17 protein-coding genes and 3 tRNA genes are annotated in these 21,238 nt (G+C 69.0%); 11 read left to right on the top strand and 9 right to left on the bottom strand.

Going from position 1 to position 21,238, the window contains the following annotated elements; genetic code table 11:
- Nucleotides 1-38 precede the first annotated feature (38 nt).
- The 7 genes from recF (at nt 39) to EDF64_RS09540 (ending at nt 7,382) form a co-directional block, all read left to right on the top strand.
- Complete coding sequence (gene recF, locus EDF64_RS09570) at nt 39-1,304, top strand: DNA replication/repair protein RecF (RefSeq protein WP_243736322.1); 1,266 nt, start codon at nt 39-41, stop codon at nt 1,302-1,304.
- On the top strand, nt 1,304-1,804 hold the full coding sequence (locus tag EDF64_RS09565; protein WP_133519764.1) for a DUF721 domain-containing protein: 501 nt from the start codon (nt 1,304-1,306) through the stop codon (nt 1,802-1,804). The genes recF and EDF64_RS09565 overlap by 1 nt, the downstream gene beginning before the upstream one ends.
- A 133-nt stretch (nt 1,805-1,937) precedes the next feature.
- Nucleotides 1,938-3,941 carry a DNA topoisomerase (ATP-hydrolyzing) subunit B gene (gene gyrB / locus EDF64_RS09560; protein WP_133519763.1) on the top strand — a complete coding sequence of 668 codons (2,004 nt, stop codon included), beginning with the start codon at nt 1,938-1,940 and terminating at the stop codon, nt 3,939-3,941.
- A 126-nt stretch (nt 3,942-4,067) separates the two neighbouring features.
- Nucleotides 4,068-6,725 (top strand): DNA gyrase subunit A, encoded by a 2,658-nt coding sequence (gene gyrA / locus EDF64_RS09555; protein ID WP_208108876.1) that lies wholly within the window; start codon nt 4,068-4,070, stop codon nt 6,723-6,725.
- Nucleotides 6,718-7,125 (top strand): DUF3566 domain-containing protein, encoded by a 408-nt coding sequence (locus EDF64_RS09550; RefSeq protein WP_071291657.1) that lies wholly within the window; start codon nt 6,718-6,720, stop codon nt 7,123-7,125. Before gyrA ends, EDF64_RS09550 begins: the two co-directional genes overlap by 8 nt.
- A 75-nt stretch (nt 7,126-7,200) precedes the next feature.
- A tRNA-Ile gene (locus tag EDF64_RS09545) sits at nt 7,201-7,277 on the top strand.
- A gap of 32 nt (nt 7,278-7,309) precedes the next feature.
- Nucleotides 7,310-7,382, top strand: a tRNA-Ala gene (locus tag EDF64_RS09540).
- 659 nt (nt 7,383-8,041) lie between these two features.
- Here the strand turns inward: EDF64_RS09540 and EDF64_RS18170 are convergent.
- Complete coding sequence (locus EDF64_RS18170; RefSeq protein ID WP_083402689.1) at nt 8,042-8,620, bottom strand: hypothetical protein; 579 nt, start codon at nt 8,618-8,620, stop codon at nt 8,042-8,044.
- Nucleotides 8,621-8,736: 116 nt separating this feature from the next.
- On the opposite strand from EDF64_RS18170, the gene EDF64_RS09530 reads away from it, so the two are divergent.
- Both EDF64_RS09530 and EDF64_RS09525 read left to right on the top strand, forming a co-directional pair.
- Nucleotides 8,737-9,276 carry a peptidylprolyl isomerase gene (locus EDF64_RS09530; RefSeq protein WP_133519762.1) on the top strand — a complete coding sequence of 180 codons (540 nt, stop codon included), beginning with the start codon at nt 8,737-8,739 and terminating at the stop codon, nt 9,274-9,276.
- A gap of 8 nt (nt 9,277-9,284) precedes the next feature.
- Nucleotides 9,285-10,148 carry a rhomboid family intramembrane serine protease gene (locus EDF64_RS09525; RefSeq protein WP_133519761.1) on the top strand — a complete coding sequence of 288 codons (864 nt, stop codon included), beginning with the start codon at nt 9,285-9,287 and terminating at the stop codon, nt 10,146-10,148.
- Between the two features lie 350 nt (nt 10,149-10,498).
- Here EDF64_RS09525 and EDF64_RS09520 read toward each other — a convergent pair whose 3' ends face one another.
- Nucleotides 10,499-10,753, bottom strand: a complete 255-nt coding sequence (locus tag EDF64_RS09520; RefSeq protein ID WP_071291654.1) for a cell division protein CrgA — start codon at nt 10,751-10,753, stop codon at nt 10,499-10,501.
- A gap of 81 nt (nt 10,754-10,834) precedes the next feature.
- On the opposite strand from EDF64_RS09520, the gene EDF64_RS09515 reads away from it, so the two are divergent.
- A complete protein-coding gene (locus EDF64_RS09515) occupies nt 10,835-11,479 on the top strand; it encodes an anthranilate synthase component II (protein WP_133519760.1) in 645 nt (214 codons plus the stop codon).
- 328 nt (nt 11,480-11,807) lie between these two features.
- On the opposite strand, the gene pknB is transcribed toward EDF64_RS09515, so the two are convergent.
- From pknB to EDF64_RS09480, 7 genes are all read right to left on the bottom strand, one after another.
- On the bottom strand, nt 11,808-13,619 hold the full coding sequence (pknB, locus tag EDF64_RS09510) for a Stk1 family PASTA domain-containing Ser/Thr kinase (protein WP_279512729.1): 1,812 nt from the start codon (nt 13,617-13,619) through the stop codon (nt 11,808-11,810).
- A gap of 122 nt (nt 13,620-13,741) precedes the next feature.
- Nucleotides 13,742-15,493 (bottom strand): protein kinase domain-containing protein, encoded by a 1,752-nt coding sequence (locus EDF64_RS09505; RefSeq protein WP_133519759.1) that lies wholly within the window; start codon nt 15,491-15,493, stop codon nt 13,742-13,744.
- Nucleotides 15,490-16,944 carry a peptidoglycan D,D-transpeptidase FtsI family protein gene (locus tag EDF64_RS09500; RefSeq protein ID WP_133519758.1) on the bottom strand — a complete coding sequence of 485 codons (1,455 nt, stop codon included), beginning with the start codon at nt 16,942-16,944 and terminating at the stop codon, nt 15,490-15,492. Before EDF64_RS09500 ends, EDF64_RS09505 begins: the two co-directional genes overlap by 4 nt.
- Nucleotides 16,941-18,401 carry an FtsW/RodA/SpoVE family cell cycle protein gene (locus EDF64_RS09495; RefSeq protein WP_243736321.1) on the bottom strand — a complete coding sequence of 487 codons (1,461 nt, stop codon included), beginning with the start codon at nt 18,399-18,401 and terminating at the stop codon, nt 16,941-16,943. The genes EDF64_RS09500 and EDF64_RS09495 overlap by 4 nt, the downstream gene beginning before the upstream one ends.
- Nucleotides 18,398-19,750 carry a Stp1/IreP family PP2C-type Ser/Thr phosphatase gene (locus tag EDF64_RS09490; RefSeq protein WP_133519757.1) on the bottom strand — a complete coding sequence of 451 codons (1,353 nt, stop codon included), beginning with the start codon at nt 19,748-19,750 and terminating at the stop codon, nt 18,398-18,400. Before EDF64_RS09490 ends, EDF64_RS09495 begins: the two co-directional genes overlap by 4 nt.
- A gap of 6 nt (nt 19,751-19,756) precedes the next feature.
- The gene (locus EDF64_RS09485; RefSeq protein WP_133519756.1) at nt 19,757-20,308 is read right to left on the bottom strand and encodes an FHA domain-containing protein FhaB/FipA; all 552 of its coding nucleotides are present in this window, start codon (nt 20,306-20,308) and stop codon (nt 19,757-19,759) included.
- On the bottom strand, nt 20,305-20,985 hold the full coding sequence (locus EDF64_RS09480) for an FhaA domain-containing protein (RefSeq protein ID WP_133519755.1): 681 nt from the start codon (nt 20,983-20,985) through the stop codon (nt 20,305-20,307). Before EDF64_RS09480 ends, EDF64_RS09485 begins: the two co-directional genes overlap by 4 nt.
- Before the next feature lie 86 nt (nt 20,986-21,071).
- Here EDF64_RS09480 and EDF64_RS09475 point away from each other — a divergent pair.
- Nucleotides 21,072-21,158, top strand: a tRNA-Leu gene (locus EDF64_RS09475).
- Nucleotides 21,159-21,238 lie beyond the last annotated feature (80 nt).

The raw sequence follows: 21,238 nt of genomic DNA, 5'->3' as shown, positions 1-21,238 counted from the left end.
TCCTGCCGAGGTAACCACCTCGACCCGTATCGGCCCGCGTGCACGTCGACCATCTCCAGCTCACCGACTTCCGGAACTACCGGGAGGCGGACGTCGACCTCGCACGCGGGCCGAACCTGTTCGTCGGGCGGAACGGCCAGGGGAAGACGAACCTGGTCGAGGCGATCGGGTACCTCTCCACCCTCGGCTCGCACCGTGTCCCCACCGACGCGGCACTCGTGCGGCAGGGCTGCGACGCGGCGATCGTCCGTGCGCGGCTCGCCCACGAGGACCGGAGCATCCTCGCCGAGGTGCAGATCAACCGCACCGGGGCGAACCGGGCGCAGGTCAACCGCTCGGCGATCAAGCCGCGCGAGCTGCCGCGGTACTGCACGAGCGTGCTCTTCGCGCCCGAGGACCTCGCACTCGTTCGCGGCGAACCGGCCGGGCGGCGCCGGATGCTCGATGAACTGCTCGGCCAGATCGCGCCCCGGATGCAGGGCGTCCTCGCCGACTACGACCGGACGCTCCGACAGCGGAACACCCTGCTGAAGTCGGCGCGCGCCACCGGGGCGAAGGCCGGTTCACTCGCGACGCTCGACGTCTGGGACGACCGGCTCGTGGCGTTCGGAGCCGAGATCATCGCCGCGCGCGACCACCTGACCCGGCGCCTGGCGCCCTTCGTCGCCGAGGCGTACGCGACCGTCGCCGGCGAACGGCACGAGGCGTCGATCGCGGGCGTGCTCAGCGTCCGCGGCGGCGACCCGGAGGACGCGGCGGCGACGGACCCGGTGCTCGGGACGCCGGACGAGCCGGTGTCGGTGACGGCCGCAGGCGACGCGTTCCGTGCGGCGCTGGAGCGGCGACGTCGGGACGAACTCGACCGAGGACTCACCCTGGTCGGACCGCACCGCGACGACGTGCTCTTCCAGCTGAACGGGTTACCCGCCCGTGGGTACGCAAGTCACGGCGAATCGTGGTCGTTCGCGCTCGCGATGAAGCTCGCCAGCGCCTCGATCCTCCGCGCCGAGTCGAGCCTCGGTGACCCGATCATCATCCTCGACGACGTGTTCGCCGAACTCGACGAGTCCCGCCGGGAGCGCCTGGCCGGAGCGGTCGCCGACTACGAGCAGGTGCTCATCACCGCTGCGGTCTTCGGTGACGTGCCGGTGCAGCTGGCGGCACACACCGTCCGGATCGAAGCCGGCACCATCGTGACCGACGAGGCGGACGCGAGCCGCGCCTCCAGGCCGCCCGAAAGCGCGGAAGCAGCCGCGACGGAAGCAGCTCCGACGGACGCACCCGCGACGGAAGCCGGCGTCTGATGCCGAAGCCGTCGCGACCCACCGAGCCGTCCCGCGTCTACCGTCACCTCCGCGCCGTCTTCGGCGACCCCTCGAAGCGCGGCGTCGACGCCCGACGCCGCCGGATGAGTGCCCTCGACCCCGACTCCGTGCCGTACGGCCGCGGTCGCGAACCGAAGGGCCTCGGCGACGTCGTCGGTTCCCTCGCCCAGGAGCTCGGCTGGACCGAGCCGCTCGCCCGTTCCGAGCTCTTCGTGGACTGGCCCGCGGTGGTCGGCGACGAGCTCGCGAAGCACTCCCGTCCGATGACGATCGACGACGGCGCACTGGTCATCCGGTGCGACTCGACGGCGTGGGCGACGCAGCTCCGGCTGATGCGGAGCACCATCACGACGACCATCGCCGAGCGGCACCCGGAAGCCGGGGTCCAGTCGATCCGGGTTTCGGGCCCCGACGCCCCCACCTGGAAACGCGGCCCCAGGACGGTCCAGGGGCGTGGTCCTCGCGATACCTACGGTTGAGCCGACGAAATCATCCTCTGGTACCGATTTCGGCCGCTGAACGGCCGATTTCAGCCCTCGGACGAGGGGGTCCTGAGGTAGACTGGGGGGTGCAGTGCGCGGGTGTTCCGCGCGCAGGCAGGAGCACCCTCGAATGACATCCGGATCTGACGACGACCGACAGAACTCGTCCGCCGAGCCGACCCCGCAGAGCGACCAAGCGTACGGCGCAGACCAGATCCAGGTGCTCGAAGGGCTCGAAGCCGTCCGGAAGCGTCCGGGCATGTACATCGGGTCGACGGGGCCGCGCGGTCTGCACCACCTCGTGCAGGAGATCGTCGACAACTCCGTCGACGAAGCGCTCGCGGGCTACTGCGACACCATCAACGTCACGATCCGCGAAGACGGCGGCGTCCGCGTGGTCGACAACGGCCGTGGCATCCCGGTCGGGATCCACGCGGCCGAGGGCGTCTCGACGGTCCAGGTCGTCCTGACGGTCCTGCACGCCGGCGGCAAGTTCGGCGGCGGCGCGTACGCGGTGTCCGGCGGTCTGCACGGCGTCGGCTCGTCCGTCGTCAACGCGCTGAGCTCCGAGCTCGACGTCGAGGTCCGTCAGCAGGGCCACGTCTGGCGTCAGAGCTACACCGACGGCGTGCCGGTCGCGCCGCTGTCGAAGGACGAAGAGTCCGACGAGCACGGCACCACGATCACGTTCTGGCCGAACGCCGAGATCTTCGAGACGGTCGTCTTCGACTACGAGACCCTGCGCACCCGCTTCCAGCAGATGGCGTTCCTCAACAAGGGGCTCCGCATCACCCTGCAGGACGAGCGCACCCCGGACGAAGGGGAAGAGGCCCGTCAGGACTACTTCCTCTACGAGCGCGGGCTCGCCGACTACGTCGAGTACCTCAACGCGCAGAAGAAGGCCGACCTCGTGCACCCCGACGTCATCGGCTTCGAGGCCGAGGACCCGGAGCGCAAGATCGCGCTCGAGGTCGCGATGCAGTGGAACACCTCCTACCAGGAGAGCGTCCACACCTTCGCGAACACGATCAACACGCACGAGGGCGGCACCCACGAAGAGGGCTTCCGCGCGGCGCTGACGTACCTGGTGAACAAGTACGCGCGCGAAGCGAAGATCATCAAGGAGAAGGACGACAACCTCACGGGTGACGACATCCGCGAAGGGCTGACGGCCGTCATCTCGGTGAAGCTCGGCGAGCCGCAGTTCGAGGGCCAGACGAAGACCAAGCTCGGCAACACCGAGGCCAAGGGCTTCGTGCAGCGCGTCGTCGGCACCGAGCTCACCCACTGGTTCGAGAGCAACCCGACGCAGGCCCGCGACGTCGTGCGCAAGGCGATCCAGGCGTCGCAGGCGCGGCTCGCCGCCCGCAAGGCGCGCGAGACCACCCGACGCAAGGGCCTCCTCGAGTCGGGCGGCATGCCCGGCAAGCTCAAGGACTGCCAGTCGAAGGACCCGACGGTCTCCGAGATCTTCATGGTCGAGGGTGACTCCGCCGGCGGTTCCGCCGTGCAGGGACGCAACCCGATGACGCAGGCGATCCTCCCGCTCCGCGGCAAGATCCTCAACGTCGAGAAGGCGCGCCTCGACCGTGCCCTGGCCAACCAGGAGATCCAGTCGATGATCACGGCGTTCGGCGCCGGCATCGGCGAGGACTTCGACCCGGACAAGGCCCGGTACCACAAGATCGTGCTGATGGCCGATGCCGACGTCGACGGCCAGCACATCACGACGCTCCTGCTCACGCTCCTGTTCCGCTACATGCGACCGCTCATCGAGCGCGGCTACGTGTACCTCGCGCAGCCGCCGCTGTACCGCCTGAAGTGGTCGAACTCGGCGCACGAGTACGTGTTCAGCGACCGTGAGCGCGACGCCCTCATGCAGGCCGGCCTCGCGGCGGGCAAGCGCATCCCGAAGGACAACGGGATCCAGCGCTACAAGGGCCTCGGCGAGATGGACTACAAGGAGCTGTGGGACACCACGATGAACCCGGACACCCGGACGCTCCTGCAGGTCACGCTCGAGGACGCGGCAGCGGTGGACAGCGTCTTCGCGACGCTGATGGGCGAGGACGTCGAGTCCCGGCGCCAGTTCATCCAGCAGAACGCCAAGGACGTGCGCTTCCTCGACATCTAGGACAGGAGGCGCGGTGCCAGCCGCGTCGACCAGTCCCGACCGCCTGTCGTCGCGCCCGGCGCGACGAACGGAACCAGTGCCTCCAGGCTCTCGCCCGGAGGGCCACCAGAAAGGTGACCAAGCCACATGGCTGACGACAACGAGAACGGCGCCGACGAGCAGCCCGAGATCGTCCACGGCGACAGCGGGGACATCGTCGTCTCCGGCGACCGCATCTCGCAGGTCGACCTGCAGCTCGAGATGCAGCGGTCGTACCTCGACTACGCGATGTCCGTCATCGTCGGACGCGCCCTGCCAGAGGTGCGCGACGGACTGAAGCCGGTGCACCGCCGCGTGATCTACGCGATGTTCGACGGCGGCTACCGCCCCGACCGTGCGTTCTCGAAGTGCTCGCGCGTCGTCGGCGACGTGATGGGGCAGTTCCACCCGCACGGTGACAGCGCGATCTACGACGCGCTCGTCCGCCTCGTGCAGCCGTGGTCGCTCCGCTACCCGCTCGCGCTCGGCCAGGGCAACTTCGGTTCCCCCGGCAACGACGGCGCAGCAGCCCCGCGGTACACCGAGACCAAGATGGCGCCGCTCGCCATGGAGATGGTCCGGGACATCGACGAGGACACCGTCGACTTCCAGGACAACTACGACGGGCGCACGCAGGAGCCCGCGATCCTGCCGGCACGGTTCCCGAACCTGCTCGTCAACGGCTCGGTCGGCATCGCGGTCGGCATGGCGACGAACATCCCGCCGCACAACCTGCGCGAGGTCGCCGCCGGCGCGAAGTGGGCGCTCGAGCACCCCGACGCGACGCGCGAGGAGCTCCTCGGCGCGCTCATGCAGCGGATCAAGGGCCCGGACTTCCCGACCGGTGCGCAGATCCTCGGCACCAAGGGCATCCAGGACGCCTACCGCACCGGTCGTGGCTCGATCACGATGCGCGCGGTCGTCAACGTCGAGGAGATCCAGGGCCGCACGTGCCTCGTGGTCACCGAGCTGCCGTACCAGGTGAACCCGGACAACCTGGCGATCCGCATCGCCGAGGGGGTCAAGGACGGCAAGCTCTCCGGCATCGCCGACATCCGCGACGAGACCTCGGGCCGTACGGGCCAGCGCCTCGTGATCGTCCTGAAGCGCGACGCCGTCGCCAAGGTCGTCCTCAACAACCTGTACAAGCACACGCAGCTGCAGGAGAACTTCGGCGCGAACATGCTCGCGATCGTGGACGGCGTGCCGCGCACGCTCGCCCTCGACGGGTTCATCTCGGCGTGGGTCGACCACCAGATCGACGTCATCGTCCGCCGGACCCAGTACCGGCTGCGCGAGGCCGAGAAGCGCGCCCACATCCTGCGCGGCTACCTGGCGGCGCTCGATGCCCTCGACGAGGTCATCGCGCTCATCCGCCGCTCGCCCGACGTCGAAGAGGCCCGCACCGGCCTGATGGACCTGCTGTCCGTCGACGAGATCCAGGCGCGCGCGATCCTCGAACTGCAGCTCCGTCGTCTGGCCGCCCTCGAGCGCCAGAAGATCCACGACGAGGCCGAGGAGCTCGAGCGGAAGATCGCCGACTTCCAGGACATCCTGGGGTCGGAGACCCGCCAGCGTTCGATCATCGGCGACGAGCTCGACGAGATCGTGGACCGCTTCGGCGACGACCGTCGGAGCGAGATCCTGCTCGGCTTCGACGGCGACATGTCCATCGAGGACCTCATCCCCGAAGAGGAGATGGTCGTCACCATCACCCGCGGCGGGTACGTCAAGCGGACCCGGAGCGACAACTACCGCTCGCAGCACCGCGGCGGCCGTGGCGTGAAGGGTGCGCAGCTCCGCGCGGACGACATCGTCGAGCACTTCTTCGTCACGACGACGCACCACTGGCTGCTGTTCCTCACCGACCAGGGCCGCGTGTACCGGGCCAAGGCGTACGAACTGCAAGAGGCCAGCCGCGACGCGAAGGGCCAGCACGTGGCCAACCTGCTCGCGATGCAGCCCGACGAGCAGATCCAGCAGGTGCTCGACATCCGCGACTACGAGGCAGCGCAGTACCTCGTGCTCGCCACGGCGCACGGCCTCGTCAAGAAGACCGCGCTGACCGAGTACGACACGAACCGCACCGGCGGCATCATCGCGATCAACCTGCGCGACGGCGACACCCTCGTGCAGGCGCTGCTCGTCGACGAGCACGACGACCTGCTGCTCGTGTCGAAGCACGGCATGTCGCTGCGCTTCACCGCCACGAACGACACCCTGCGCCCGATGGGCCGGTCGACCTCGGGCGTGAAGGGCATGTCGTTCCGCGACGACGATGCCCTCCTCGCTGCCCGGGTCGTCTCGGACGACGGCTACGTGTGGGTCATGACCGAGGGCGGCTACGCCAAGCGCACCTCGGTCGACCAGTACCGCGTGCAGGGCCGTGGTGGCCTCGGCATCAAGGTGGCCAAGCTGGCCGCCGACCGAGGCGACCTTGTGGGTGCTCTCATCGTGGGCGAGGACGACGAGGTGCTCGTCGTGCTGCAATCGGGCAAGGTGGTAAGGTCTGCCGTGGCCGAGGTGCCCGCCAAGGGTCGCGACACGATGGGTGTGGTCTTCGCGAGGTTCGCGGAGAACGACCGGATCATCGCAGTGGCCCGGAACACCGAGCGGAACCTGGATGACCAGGACGACGCCGAGATCGAGCCCGCGGGCCCGGTGGAGACGGTCAGCCCTGCTGAAGCAGCGCCGGATTCCACTGATCCCATTGACACCGCGCCTGGCGACGACCAGGCCGGAGAGGACCAGTCGAGCAATGAGTAGTGTCGCCGAGAAGCTCCAGAAGAAGGCGAAGCGGCCCGTCGGCACCCGTCAGGTGCGACTGCGGCTCGTGTACGTCGACTTCTGGTCGATGGTGAAGCTCAGCTTCCTCATCGCCCTGGCCGGCTCCATCGTGATCGTCGTCGCCACGGCACTCGTGTGGGTCATCCTGAACCAGACCGGTGTCTTCGGCGAGATCGACTCGCTCCTGAAGGACGTCACCGGGCAGAACAACTACTCGATCATGGACCAGTTCTCGCTGGGACAGGTGCTCGGGTTCTCCATCGTCGTGGGCATCCTCAACGTGGTCGTCGGCACCGTGCTCGGCGCGATCGTGAGTGTCCTCTACAACCTCAGTGTGCGGATCACGGGCGGCCTGCTCGTGGGCTTCACGAACAACTGACACACCCGGCCGGATGAGGCCGACCGCTCGATTTCGTTCTGCGGGATCGGTACGGTAGGCTTTCATCCGGTCTGAGGGGCTATAGCTCAGGCGGTTAGAGCGCTTCGCTGATAACGAAGAGGTCCAAGGTTCAAGTCCTTGTAGCCCCACCACTTCCCTCCGACACCCGTAGCATGGGTGTCTCGGGGCCTTAGCTCAGTTGGTAGAGCGCCTGCTTTGCAAGCAGGATGTCAGGAGTTCGATTCTCCTAGGCTCCACTCCCTCGGCGTGAGCACTGCTCCGCTCGTTCCTCGCTTCGCCTTGCTCGGTCGTTTGTGCTTGTCGGCGCCTTCGGCGCGCCGCTCCGCGATGGCTCCGCCTGGCGTTCGGCTTGCGGCCGGCATGTGGCTCGCGCCCGGCATGTGGCTTACGCCCGGCGTTCGGCTTGCGCCCGGTGTTCGGCTCGCGTTCGGGGTTCGGCTTGCGCCCGGCGATCGGTCAGCGCCGTGCGTGCGGCTCGCGTTCGGCGTTCGGCGTTTGGCTCGCGTTCGGCGTTCGGCTCGCGCTCGGTCGTCGGGTCGCGTCGTCGGTGGTCGCGGGCCCTTCGCCGAGATCGCGGTTTGGCGCGGGGACCGGTGGGCTTGGGGCGCGGGAGTGCGATCTCGCGGCGGTGATGCTGCGCATCTTCCGGACTGGAGGCGCGGGGCGGGGGCGGTACGCGCCTCCAGTCCGTCGGGTGGGTGCGTGAGCGGGCGTGACGTGCCGTCGGTACTCCGCCGAGCGGGTACGAAATGGCACCCTCGGCGGTGAGCGGGACGTTTTTCACCCGCTCGGCGGAGCCGGAGCCGGAGCCGTCCGCGCCCGCGATCGTGTGACCGCGCCCGCGGGACGACGAAGGGCCCCGGCGATGCCGGGGCCCTTCGTACGAACCGGGAGGTCAGGCGGAGGGCTTCTCCGCCGTGTCGGCGTCGTCGGCGACCCAGAGGTCGTCGTCGGCGCGGAGCGTCTGGTACGCGGCGTACGCGGCACCGGCGACGGCGACCACGCCGACCACGATGAGCGCGACGCCCCCGAAGCCGAGGCCCTTCTTCTGCTGCGCGGCCGGCACGTACTTGGCGGCGGCCTTGCGAGCCTTCTTGCTCTTCTTCTGGGCGTTCTTCACGAGCTTCTTGACCCGCGGGTCCTTCGCGAGGTCGCCCACGCTGAGGACGGAGCCGGCGGTCGAGACCAGCCCGGGGATGACCTCGGTCTGGAAGCGGTGCGACGCGGTCTGCGCAGCCGAGGTGGCTGCGTGCACGCCGGTGGCCACGGCGGGACGGATCCCGTTGTCGATCGCGTTCTGCACCCGGGGAGCGATGTCCTTGCGTGCTGCATCGGCGGCGTGGGCGCGGGCCTCGGCCAGGATCTCGTTCGCGTGCTCGAGCACCTTGCGCTGCTCGCCGAGGAGCGAGGCGGTCTTGCCCTTGAGCTTCTTGATCTGCTTCCGGCGCTTGCGCGGCAGTTCGATCGTCGTCATCTGGTACCTCCATCGGAACGGCGTGTGCCCATCCTGCCACCAGGCCGCCTGACAGGTCACGGAGCCGTCCCTGTGCGTCTCGTCTGTACGCAGGTCACACATGCGAGAATCGGAACATGTCTCTGCACACTGCTGTCGCAACGATCCACACGAACAAGGGCGACATCCGCGTCAACCTGTTCGGCAACCACGCTCCGAAGACCGTCAAGAACTTCGTCGACCTCGCGACGGGCAAGCAGGAATGGACCCACCCGGGCACCGGCAAGGTGTCGACGGACAAGCTCTACGACGGCGTGGTCTTCCACCGCATCATCAAGGACTTCATGATCCAGGGCGGCGACCCGCTCGGCCAGGGCATCGGCGGCCCGGGCTACCGCTTCGACGACGAGATCCACCCGGAGCTCACCTTCCAGAACTCGTACATCTTCGCGATGGCGAACGCCGGCATCCAGGGCGGCCGCGGCACGAACGGCTCGCAGTTCTTCATCACCACGGTGGCGACGCCGTGGCTGCAGGGCAAGCACACCATCTTCGGCGAGGTCGCGGACGACGAGTCCCGTGCCGTCGTCGACGCGATCGAGGGTGTCGCCACCGACGGCCGTGACAAGCCGCTCGAGGACGTCCTCATCCAGAGCATCGACGTCGAGGACGTCTGAGCCACCACGTGAGCGATCCGGCGTACAACTCGAACAACACCTGCTACCGGCACCCCGACCGGCAGAGCTTCGTCCTGTGCCAGCGGTGCGGGCGCACGATCTGCCCGGAGTGCCAGACGCCGGCGGCGGTCGGGGTGCACTGCCCGGAGTGCGTGCGTGAACAGCGCGCGCAGTTCACTGCGAACCGCCGGGCGAACGGTCCCAGTGGGATGACGGTCGCCCGGCGGCGCTTCGCCATGCTCGACCAGAAGGCGACGGTCGTCATCGTCGTCGTCTCGGTCGTGCTGTGGCTGCTCAACCAGGTCAGCGGCGGGTACGTCAACGCCTGGCTGAGCTTCTACACGCCGCTCGTCGGCACGCAGCCGTGGCGGCTGGTCACCGGACTGTTCGTGCACTCGTCGTTCCTCCACATCGCGTTCAACATGTGGGCGGTGTGGATCTTCGGGCGGATGCTCGAGAACATCCTCGGCACGTGGCGGTTCGTGGCGCTGTACCTCCTGGCCGGGCTCGGCGGTGACCTCGCGGTCGCGTTGCTCAGCCCGGGCACCCAGGTGGTCGGAGCCTCCGGCGCCATCTTCGGCCTCTTCGCGGCGTTCTTCGTGATCCAACGGAGCCTCGGCTACAACGCCGTCCAGCTCCTCGTGATCATGGGCCTGAACCTCGTGGTCGGCTTCCTGCCCGGGACGAACATCTCGTGGCAGGCGCACGTCGGTGGGATCGTCCTCGGGTTCATCACCGGGTTCGTGTTCTCGAAGACGCGCAACGTCCGGCAGCGCGGGCTGCAGATCGGCCTGCTCGTCGCCGAGGCGGTCGTCCTCATCGCAGCGATCTACGCCGCGTTCGCGGGCCTGCAGGTCGGGCTCGGCATCTGATCGCGTCCTGACCCTCCCTCGAACGCCCCGTCGCAGACTGCGACGGGGCGTTCGTCGTTGGCGCTGCGGTGGCTGCGGGATCGGGTTTCCACACGTGCACGAGCGAGTTGTCCACAGGTGTGGACAAAACGGTGAGTTACACGGGTGTGATTATCCCCACTGTGGACTGAGCTGTGGATAACTCCGGGACGGATGTGTGGAGAGCGGTGTGGAAAGTGTGGAGAACTGTGGAGAACCGCCCCCAGGGTGGGGAGAGACGCCGCAGCGGCCATCGGTCACTGTGGAGAACGACGACGCCCGCCGCACCTTGCGGTGCGACGGGCGTCGGGAGGAAGTGATCGGCCGGCTGGTCAGCGCCAGCGGGTGGTCATGAGGAAGCCGACGAACATGATGCCGAAGCCGATGAGGATGTTCCACGACCCGAGGGACGGCACCGGGAGCGTCGTGTTCGAGATGTAGAAGACGATCACCCAGGCGAGCCCGATGAGCATGAAGCCGAACATGACCGGCTTGAACCAGACGGGGTTCGGCTGGTCCCCCGCGGTCTCGACCGAGTCGGCTCGGGTCCTCCGGGCGGGCTTGGTGCGGTCCTTGTCCTTGGCCATGGCCGGTATCCTACCGTGACCACGTGTGTGGGAAGACTCTCAGCCCGCTGCACACATCCCCCACGAGTACGGTGGAGCGCCATGACCAGGATCCTCGTCGTCGACAACTACGACAGCTTCGTCTACACGCTGAACGGGTACGTGCAGCAGCTCGGAGCGGACACCGAGGTGGTCCGGAACGACGCGTTCCCCGAGTCCGAGATCGCCGACCGGATCGCGGAGTACGACGGTGTGCTGCTGTCGCCGGGTCCGGGCACCCCTGCCGACGCCGGCGTCTCGATCGCGACGGTCCACGCAGCCATCGCCTCGGACACGCCCCTGCTCGGGGTCTGCCTCGGCCACCAGGCCATCGCCGAGGCCCTCGGAGCCACCGTCACGCACGCCGACGAGCTCATGCACGGCAAGACGTCACAGGTCGACCACGACGACAGTGCACTCTTCGCCGGCGTCCCGCACCCCTTCACCGCCACCCGGTACCACTCCCTCGCGATCGTCGACGGCACCGTCCCCGACGAGCTCACGGTCACGGCGCGGACCGGCGGCGGCGTGATCATGGGCGTGCAGCACCGTGAGCACCCCGTCTACGGCGTGCAGTTCCACCCGGAGTCGGTCCTGACCGAGGGCGGCTACCGCATGGTCGGCAACTGGCTCGAGACCACGGGTCTCGACGGCGCCGCCGACCGCGCTGCCGGACTCAACCCGCTCATCGCCGCGCACCGCGCCTGAGGGGCGAGCCGCCTGAGGGGCGAGCCGCCCGCTGGCCGCGGGCGACGTGTGGGTGGCGAGCCGCGCCTCCAGGCAGGCCGTTCGCCGAGCGCAGATGGTCCGCCGAGCGCAGGCGCGCGACGCGCGCAGATGGTCCGACGCCCGACGGCCGCCAGACGAGCGCAGGAAGAGCGCTGACGGTCCGTCGAGTGCCGGCCTTCGATGCCGCGATCACGGCCGACCCGGGAGACGGCTGGCCAAGCAGAGACCGCTCGTCCGGTGGATGCGCAGAACAGGCCTGGAGGCACGTCACGCGTCCGACGCGGACCGTGCGTCGCGCGGGGGTCGGTCAGCGACCGTCCCCGCCGTCGTCTCCGCCCTTGTCGTCGCCACCCTTGTCGTCGCCACCGGGCGTCGGCGCCTGACTCGGCGGCGTCGCGGCGGCGGCGCAGTACGTCAGGACGACGGTGCTGCCCTGGGCGATGTCACCCGCCGGCGCGTTCTGCTGCGTGACCGTTCCGCCCGTGCACGAGTTCGTCGGCGCGGGCGTCACAGTGAGACCGAGGGCTGCGAGCGTCGCGTTCGCCGTGGAGAACGGCTGCTGCGTGACGTCGGGCAGTTCGACCTTGCCGTTCGACACTCGGAGGTTCACCACCGTGCCCTTGGCGTGCTGGGTGCCGCTGGCGGGGTCGGTGCTCATCACCGTTCCCTCGGGGACGTCCGGGGAGTAGTCCGAGTTGATCGCACCGAGCGTGAACCCGGCGTCCGTCAACGTCTTCTCGGCAGCGTCCTGCGCCTGGTTCGCCAGGTCGGGGATGGCGATCTGCTGCGGCCCGAGGGACACGACGACACGGACGTCCTGGCTCCGGCCGACGTTCGTGCCTGAGCCGGGCTCGGTGCGGATGACCGTGCCCTTCTCGACGTCGTCGGAGTTCTCGTCGACCTTGACGGCGCCGAGGTCGCGCTTCTGGAGCGCGGCGGACGCCGAGTCCCACGTGGCACCGACGACGTTCGGCACGCTCACCGACGACGACACCGGCGGCTTGCCCGGCTGCAGGTTGGCGACGAAGAAGACCACCGCGACGATGACCGCCGCGGTCAGCAGGATGCCGACCCAGATCCACGCCACCGGCGGACGGTTCTGCGTCCGCTGGGGCCGGTGCTCGGCGGTGTCGTCCTCGAGCTCGCGGAAGGCGACGGCCGGGTTCGAGGTCGTGCGCGGGTTGACCCCGAACAGCATCGACGAGGCATCGTTGGCCGCGGCCTTGTGGAGCTTGCGGGTCGACGCCGGGACGTGCCCGGTGGCGGCCTGCTGCAGTTCGGTACGGAACTCTGCCGCGTTCTGGTAGCGGCGGGTGCGGTCCTTCACGAGCGCGTGGAGCGTGACGGCGTCGAGCGCGGGCGACACGGCCGGCACGAGGCTGGACGGCGCGACCGGCTGCTCGCTGACGTGCTGGTACGCGACGGCGACGGGCGAGTCACCGATGAACGGGGCGCGGCCGGTGAGGAGTTCGAACAGCACCACGCCGGTGGAGTACACGTCGGTGCGGGCGTCGACGGTCTCGCCGCGCGCCTGCTCCGGCGAGAAGTACGACGCGGTGCCGAGGATCGAGGTGGTCTGCGCGACCGTCGCCGAGGTGTCGGTGATGGCGCGGGCGATGCCGAAGTCCATGACCTTGACCTGGCCGGCGTGCGTCACCATGACGTTGGCGGGCTTGATGTCGCGGTGCACGACGCCGGCGCGGTGCGAGTACTCGAGTGCGGTGAGGATGCCCTCGGTGATGCGCACGGCTTCGTCCGGCGCGACCGGGCCGTCGCCGATGATGTCGGAGAGCGGTCGGCCCTCGACGTGCTCCATGACGATGAAGGGCACCTGGACCTCGGCACCCGAGGGTTCCGAGACGGTCTCTTCGCCGGCGTCGTAGACACGGACGATCGTGGGGTGCGCCATGCGCGCCGCGGCCTGGGCTTCCTGCCGGAACCGGGTGCGGAACGCCGGGTCGTTGGCGAGGCTCGGCTTCAGCAGCTTCACCGCGACCTTGCGACCGAGGCGGGTGTCGTTGCCGACATGCACGGTGGCCATGCCGCCTCGACCGATGACTTCACCGATCTCGTAGCGGTTGGCGAGGAGGGTGATCCCCGCGGTCACACCTTCTGGCACGTACTCCTCCGAATGTCCGTCCGGGCAAGTGTACGGCAGCCGTTCCTGGTCAGACGCTGGCGACAGGGGCTCCCGACCGAACCGTTACGCAACGGTGTCGCGAGCCCCTGTCCGGGGGGTGTTCACAGCGGGTCTTGCGGGGTTTCGGTGCTGCCGGGCTCCGGCGATTGGCCGCCGTCTGGCTGCCACGCATCGCTCGTGGCACCCTCGGACGCGGCCGATGCGGGGAGGTTCCCGCAGGTCACGGTGTAGCTCAGCGACGCCGCCTTGCCGACCGCGTCGATCTGCACGGTGACGGAGCGGTGGTCGGCGTCGAGCGTGCCCGACGTCTGGCTCGAGGTGTCCTTGCCGCCGGTGATCGTGTACGCGTACGACGCCACGGTGTACCCGGTCGGGCACGTGGCGGCCGCCCAGCTGAAGGTCACCTGCCCGTCGGCGGAGACGTCCCCGGGCGACGCCGAGTTCGGCTGGTTGACCGTCGGCTGCGCCGTGTACTGCTGGATGACGACCAGCGACCCCACCGGCAGGCTGCCCGTCGGGCTGATCGACTGGACCGTGTTCGCCTTGTCGGCGCTCGGAGCAGGGTCGCCGTCCTCGACGCGCGAGGTCAGGTTCGCCTGCTGCAGCTTCGTCTGGGCATCCGTGACGGAGAGCCCGACGTAGTCCGCGGCGTTGACGAGCACCCGGGCCTGCGTGGGCGTCGCGCTCGGCGTCTGGGTCGCCGACCGGGTGGGCTTCGGCGTCGACGAGGACGACGCCGATCCCGATCCCTGCGGCTGCCCGTTGCCGTTCAGCGCGATCGCGGCGACGACCCCGCCGATGACGAGCAGGGCGATGACCCCGACGAGCCACCAGATCCAGGCGCGGCGCTTCTTCGGTTCCTCGTCCTCGCCGTCGAGCGGCGATCCCGGGGTGCCCGGTCCGCCCGTGACGGCTCCGGCCTGGGTCGTGCCGATGAGCGCGGTCGCGGCGTCGTTCCCCTGACCCTGCGGCGGGTTGAACGCGACGGTGCCGCCGGCGGCGATGGCCGGCACGGCGACGGTGGCCGCGGCGACGTCACCACGGCGGAGGGCCTGCGCGGCGCGCGCCAGGTTGGCCGCCGTGGCCGGACGGTCGGCGGGCTTCTTCGCGATGCACGACATCACGAGGGCGGCGACCGGCTCCGGGATGTCCCCGGGGAGCGCCGGCGGCTGCTCGTTGATGTGCGCCATCGCGATCGCGACCTGCGACTCACCCGTGAAGGGACGGCGACCGGCCAGGCACTCGTACGCGACGATGCCGAGCGAGTAGATGTCCGTCGAGGGCGACGCGGGGTGGCCGCTCGCCTGCTCCGGCGACAGGTACTGCACGGTGCCCATGACCTGGCCCGTCGCGGTGAGCGGGACCTGGTCGGCGATCCGGGCGATGCCGAAGTCGGTGATCTTGACGCGGCCGTCCGGCGTGATGAGCAGGTTGCCGGGCTTGATGTCGCGGTGCACGAGGCCCACGGCGTGCGCGGCCTGCAGTGCGTTCGCCGTCTGCGCGACGATGTCGAGGACCTTGTCGACCGGCAGCGTGTGCTCCCGCTCGATCATGGTGGACAGGGCCTCGCCGGGGACGAGCTCCATCACGAGGTAGGCGCTGCCGTCCTCCTCGCCGTAGTCGAACACGTTGGCGATGCCCTCGTGGTTGACGAGCGCGGCGTGACGGGCCTCGGCGCGGAAGCGCTCGAGGAAGCCCGGGTCGCCGAGGTACTCGTCCTTGAGGATCTTGAGTGCCACGGTGCGACCGATGACGAGGTCGGTGGCCTGCCACACCTCTCCCATGCCGCCGATGGCGACTCGGGACGAGAGCTGGTACCGCCCACCGAAGGTGAGTCCGCTGGTGGGTCTCATTTGTTCAGCACCGCCTCCATGACTTTCTTCGCGACCGGGGCCGCGACCGTGTTGCCGACTCCGGACTGCCCGAGCCCGCCGCCGTTCCCGACGACGACCGCAACGGCCACCTCGGGGTCCTTCGCCGGGGCGAAGCCCGTGAACCAGAGTGTGTAGGGGTCGCCCGTGCCGCCCTCGGCCGTGCCCGTCTTCCCTGCGACGTCGACACCGTTGATCTTGGCATTGGTGCCGGTCCCGGAGCTGACGACGCTCTGCATGGCCTCGGTCAGATCGGCGGATTCGGAGGCGGACAGCGGGTCGCTGTACTGCTTCGGCGAGAAGGACTCGACCGTCTTCAGGTCGCTCGTGGTGATCGAGTCGACGAGGGACGGCTGCATGACCTTGCCGCCGTTCGCGATGCCGGCCGAGACCATCGCCATCTGCAGCGGGGACACCCGGACGCTGGCCTGACCGAACGAGCTGAGCATGAGCTCCGCCGTCGACTCGACCGCGGGGTACTGGCTGGCGGTGGCACGCATCGGGACCTCGATCGCGTCGCCGAAGCCGTACTTGTCGGCCATGCTCTTGATCGCGTCGTAGCCGAGCTTCTGGCCGAGCTCCGCGAACGGGATGTTGCACGAGTACTGGATGGCCGTGCGCAGCTTCACCTTGTTGCCGCCGCCGCACGAGCCGCCCTCGGCGTTGTTGATGAACGTGCTCGTGCCGGGGAGTTGCAGCCGCGACGGGTTCGGGAACTCGGAGTCGAGGGTGTACTTGCCGCCCTCGAGCGCCGCCGACGCGACGACGAGCTTGAACACCGATCCCGGTGTGTACAGGTCGCCGCCGATCGCGCGGTTCTGCAGCGGCGTCGGGGACTGCCCGAGCAGGGCGTTGTACTGGGCCTTGACCTCGGCGGTGTCGTGCGAGGTGAGCGAGTTCGGGTCGTACGACGGCTTCGACACCATCGCGAGGATCTTGCCGGTCTTCGGCTGGATCGCGACGACCGCGCCGGAGTTGCTCCCGAGGGCGTCGTAGGCAGCCCGCTGCACGTCGGGGTCGATCGTCAGGTTGACGTTGTCGCCCTGGACGTCCTGGCCGGTGAGGATGGCGTTGAGGTTCTGGAAGAACGAGGCGTCCGAGTTGCCGGACAGCACCGTGTTCTCGGCGCTCTCGATGCCGGTGTTGCCCTGCCCGATGGTGAAGTACCCGGTCACGGCGGAGTAGAGCTCGCCGTTCGTGTACTTCCGCTGGTACTGGTACTGGTCGTCCACCGGGGTGGACTCGGCGATCGGGCTGCCGTTCACGAGGATGGCGCCGCGCTTGGTCGAGTAGCTCGCCAGGATCGTGCGGGAGTTGCGGGAGTCGGCGCGGAGCGAGTCCGCCGAGAAGAACTGGATCGAGGTCGTCGACACGAACAGTGCGACGAACATGAGCACGATGACGGTCGAGACACCGCGGAGCTGTCGGTTCACCGGCTGCGCTCCTTCCTGGTCGTGACGCGAGCGGCGGAACCGCGCGCGGCCGTCCCGCGACCGGCCGGGATCGCTCCCTGCTGGACGCGCTGTTCGGCGGGGATGGCGTCGGTCAGTCGCAGCAGCATCGCGGCGATGATCCAGTTGGCGATGAGCGAGGAACCACCGGCCGCCATGAACGGCGTCGTGAGCCCCGTCACCGGGATCACCCGGGTGATGCCGCCGACGACGACGAACACCTGCAGGGCGATGACGAAGCCGAAGCCCACGCCGAGCAGCTTGCCGAAGTCGTCCTGCGCCATGAAGCCGACCCGCATGCCGCGCGAGGCCAGGATGATGAACAGCGCGAGGATCGCGAAGACGCCGATGAGCCCGAGTTCCTCGCCGAGCGAGGCGACGATGTAGTCGGCGTTCGCGACGGGGGTCAGGTACGGGCGTCCCTGGCCGAGCCCGGTGCCGGTGATGCCGCCGCTCGCGAAGCCGAACAGCCCGGTCACCAACTGCCCGCTGCCCTGCGACAGGCGGTTGTAGATGACGGGGTTGAACGGGTCGAGCCACTGTTCGAACCGGCCGTGCACGTACACGAGGACGCTCTGCGCGATGAGCGCGCCACCCACGAAGAGCACGAGGCCGATGACGACCCAGCTGATGCGACCCGTCGCGACGTAGATCATCACGAGGAACAGCCCGAAGTAGAGCAGGGCGGTGCCGAGGTCGCGCTGGAAGACGAGCACGGCCATCGCCGCGCCCCACATCACGAGGATCGGGCCGAGGTCGCGGGCTCGCGGGAACGTCATCCCGAGGAACTTCTTCCCGACGATCGACAGCGAGTCGCGGGCGGTGACCAGGTAGCCGGCGAAGAACAGCGCCATCGTGATCTTCGCGAGCTCACCGGGCTGGAACGAGAACGGGCCGAAACGGATCCAGACCCGCGCTCCGCCCGGCGCGTACCCGATCACCGGGAGCATCGGCAGCAGCAGCAGCGCGATGGTCAGGAACATGAAGATGTAGCGGTACCGCTGCAGGAACCGGTGGTTCCGGACGACGACGATCGTGATGATCGCCAGGACCATCGCGAGCATCGTCCACACGATCTGCTTGACGCCGATCGCGGACCAGCCGGTCAGGTCGTTGTGGACGTCGATGCGGTAGATCTCGGCGATCCCGATGCCGTTGAGCACGAGCGCCACCGGCAGGATGAACGGGTCGGCGTTCTTCGCGACGACCCGGAGCACGACGTGCATGATGAGCGCGAGCCCGAGGATGCCCGCGCCGACCCACAGCACCGAGGTGTCGAACAGCCGCCCCTTCGTGCCGAGCTGCACGAGCACCATCGCGCCGGCGCAGATGCCGCACGCGATGACGAGCAGCACGAGCTCGAGGTTCCGGGCGCGCGCGGGTTCACGCAGCTTGATCGTGATCGCCTGGGTGAAGGACTGTGCCGTGGCGTTGCTCATCGCTTCGCCCCCGGCGAGGACGACGAGGACGGGGAGCCCGACGGTGTGGGGGTCGGGGACGACGAGCCGCCGTCACCCCCCGTGCCGGCCTGGTCCTGCCCGGTCTCGGCGGCCTTCCGCAGGCGGTCGACGATGTCGCGCGCGTCGTCGAGGGACTGAGCGTTGATCGTCGAGCGGACGTTCTCCCGCGTGTAGTCGGGCAGGGAGGACACCGTGACGTCGGTGTCCTCGTAGACGTCGGACAGCGCGATCGGTCCGATCGACTGCTGGACGCCCTTGTAGATCGCGACCGTGCCGCGGTCGGTGCCGACGTAGTAGTGGTCCTGGATGATGCGCCAGCCGAGGAAGACGGCACCGACGAGCACGGCGACGGCGACCACGAGGGCGATCGTCCACGACACCCGGCGACGGATCCGGCGACGGCGGTCCTCGGCGATGAGCTCGGCGAAGAACTGGTCGGACTCCGGCTCGAAGTGCGAGTCCTCGGGCGCGGTCGTGACCTTGAGCGGGTGCAGCAGGATCGTGGGGAGGCGGATCGGCTTCCGGCCGGTCGACGCCTCGAAGGTCAGGGGCGCTGCGGCCGAACCGACGGTGGTCGCGGCGTCGTCGTCGTCGACGGGCTCGGTGTCGGTGACGTCCATCACGACGACGGTCACGTTGTCGGGCGCGCCGTGGTCGAGCGTCTCCTTCACGAGGCGCTGCGTGACCTGGTTCGCGTCCATGTTCGACGCGAGCGCGTGCCGGATGCGCTCTTCGGCCAGGTACGACGAGAGACCGTCCGAGCACAGCAGCCAGCGGTCGCCCGGCTGGATGTCCATGATCGCGGTGTCGACCTCGGGCGCGGCGTCGACGTCGCCGAGCACGCGCATGAGGACCGAGCGACGAGGGTGGACCGCCGCCTCTTCCGGGGTGATGCGGCCACTGTCGACGAGGCGCTGCACGAAGGTGTGGTCGGACGTGATCTGCTGCAGCTCGCCGTCACGGTGCCGGTAGATGCGCGAGTCACCGATGTGCGCGATCGCGATCTGGTCGCCGACCCGGATCATCGCGGACACCGTGGTGCCCATGCCGGTCAACTCCTGGTGCTCGAACACCGTCTCGGTGATGAGCTGGTTCGCCGCGATGAGTGCCGACTGCAGGGCGAACTCGGCGTCGTGCGCCGAGGGGAACTCGCGGTCGACCTCCCTGATGCGACGGATCGCGATCGCCGACGCGACGTCGCCGCCGGCGTGTCCGCCCATGCCGTCCGCCACCGCGAACAGGTGCTGCCCGGCGTAGCCGGAGTCCTGGTTGTTGGCACGGATGCGCCCCACGTGGGACACAGCGGCGCTCAGCGTGCGAGCCGTCATCCGGGGTTACCGCCGCAGCTCGAACGTCGTCGTCCCGATCGTGATCGGCGTCCGCTCGGCGATCATCACGGGGGCGGTCACCTTCTGACCGTTGACGAAGGTGCCGTTCGTGGACTCGAGGTCGGTGAGGAGCCAGCCGTCGGCGCGCAGGTCCAGGCGGGCGTGGTTGGTCGAGGTGTAGTCGTCGCGGATGACCACGTTGGACTCGCTGGAGCGGCCGATCGTGATCGGTCCGCCGCCGAGCGGCATCTCCATGCCCTCGCGCGATCCCTCGGTGATGACGAGGCGAGTGGCGACCGGCGTGGCGGGCTGCTGCGTGCCTCCAGGCTGTCCGATGAGATCCGTGAACGCGCCGTTGGACGCCGGAGCCGGCGCCGCTGCTGCCGGCACCGCCGGGGTCGTCGGACCCGACGCACCGGCCTTCGGATCGGTGGGGATGGTGCGCACGCGCTGACCGAAGAGGTCACTGCGCAGCGCGAAGACGATCACGAACACGAACAGCCAGAGCACCGCGAGGAACGCGAAGCGCAGGACGAGCAGGGTCAGCCCTGTGGTCACCTGGTACCTCCGTCGTTCTCGGGGATCACCCGGAACACCATACGGGTACGACCGATCTCGATCGTCGAATCCGGCTCCACGATGGCCTGCTGGAAGCGCTCGCCGTTCAGTTTCGACCCGTTCGTGGACCCCAGGTCGTTGGCCTGGGCGTGCTTGCCGTCCCAGATCACCTCGACGTGCTTCCGGCTCGTGCCGGTGTCCGCGACGGTGATGTCGGCGTCGGTCCCGCGGCCGATGACGGTGCGCCCACGCTGCAGTTTGTGGCGCTGCGAACCGATGTCGAGGACCGCGACCCACGCGACGTCCCGCTGCACGGTGGTCGAGTCGATCTCGAGGATCCCGGTGGACAGCGTGCCGTCCTGCTTGAGGGCGATCGTCACGGGCCCGGAGAACGAGTAGTTCTGCGCCACGGCGTGCTGCTGCACCATCTGCGAGAGCTCGTCGACGAGTGGACGCCCGATGTCGTTCATCCGCGTGAAGTCCGGTGGCGCGAGGCGCACGGTGAACTCGTTGGGCACGAGGATGCGCTCGCGCGACACCACGGCAGCCTTCGTGTCGAGCTCTCGGCGGAGGGCGCTCGAGATCTCGACGGGCTGCACGCCGGAGCGGAAGGTCTTCGCGAACGCGCCGTTCACGGCGCGCTCCAGCCCTCGCTCGAAGCTGTCCAACAGGCCCATGGGTCTCCAGTGTTCTCGGTCGCTGACCTCTGCATGGTAGTGGTTGGCATCTGGCAGCGTCTGTGCATGGTAGTGTTCTCGGGCTGGCGCGAGTGGCGGAATTGGTAGACGCGCACGGTTCAGGTCCGTGTGCTGGAAACGGCGTGGGGGTTCAAGTCCCCCCTCGCGCACCAGGCAGAGAACGCAGAAGGCCCCCGGAGGAATCCGGGGGCCTTCTGCGTGTTCCGGGGGCCGCGTCGTGCCCCTGGGGCCG

The sequence above is a fragment of the Curtobacterium flaccumfaciens genome (assembly GCF_004361695.1).
Taxonomy (GTDB): domain Bacteria; phylum Actinomycetota; class Actinomycetes; order Actinomycetales; family Microbacteriaceae; genus Curtobacterium; species Curtobacterium flaccumfaciens_B.
This window is presented reverse-complemented; position numbering and strand designations above follow the sequence as displayed.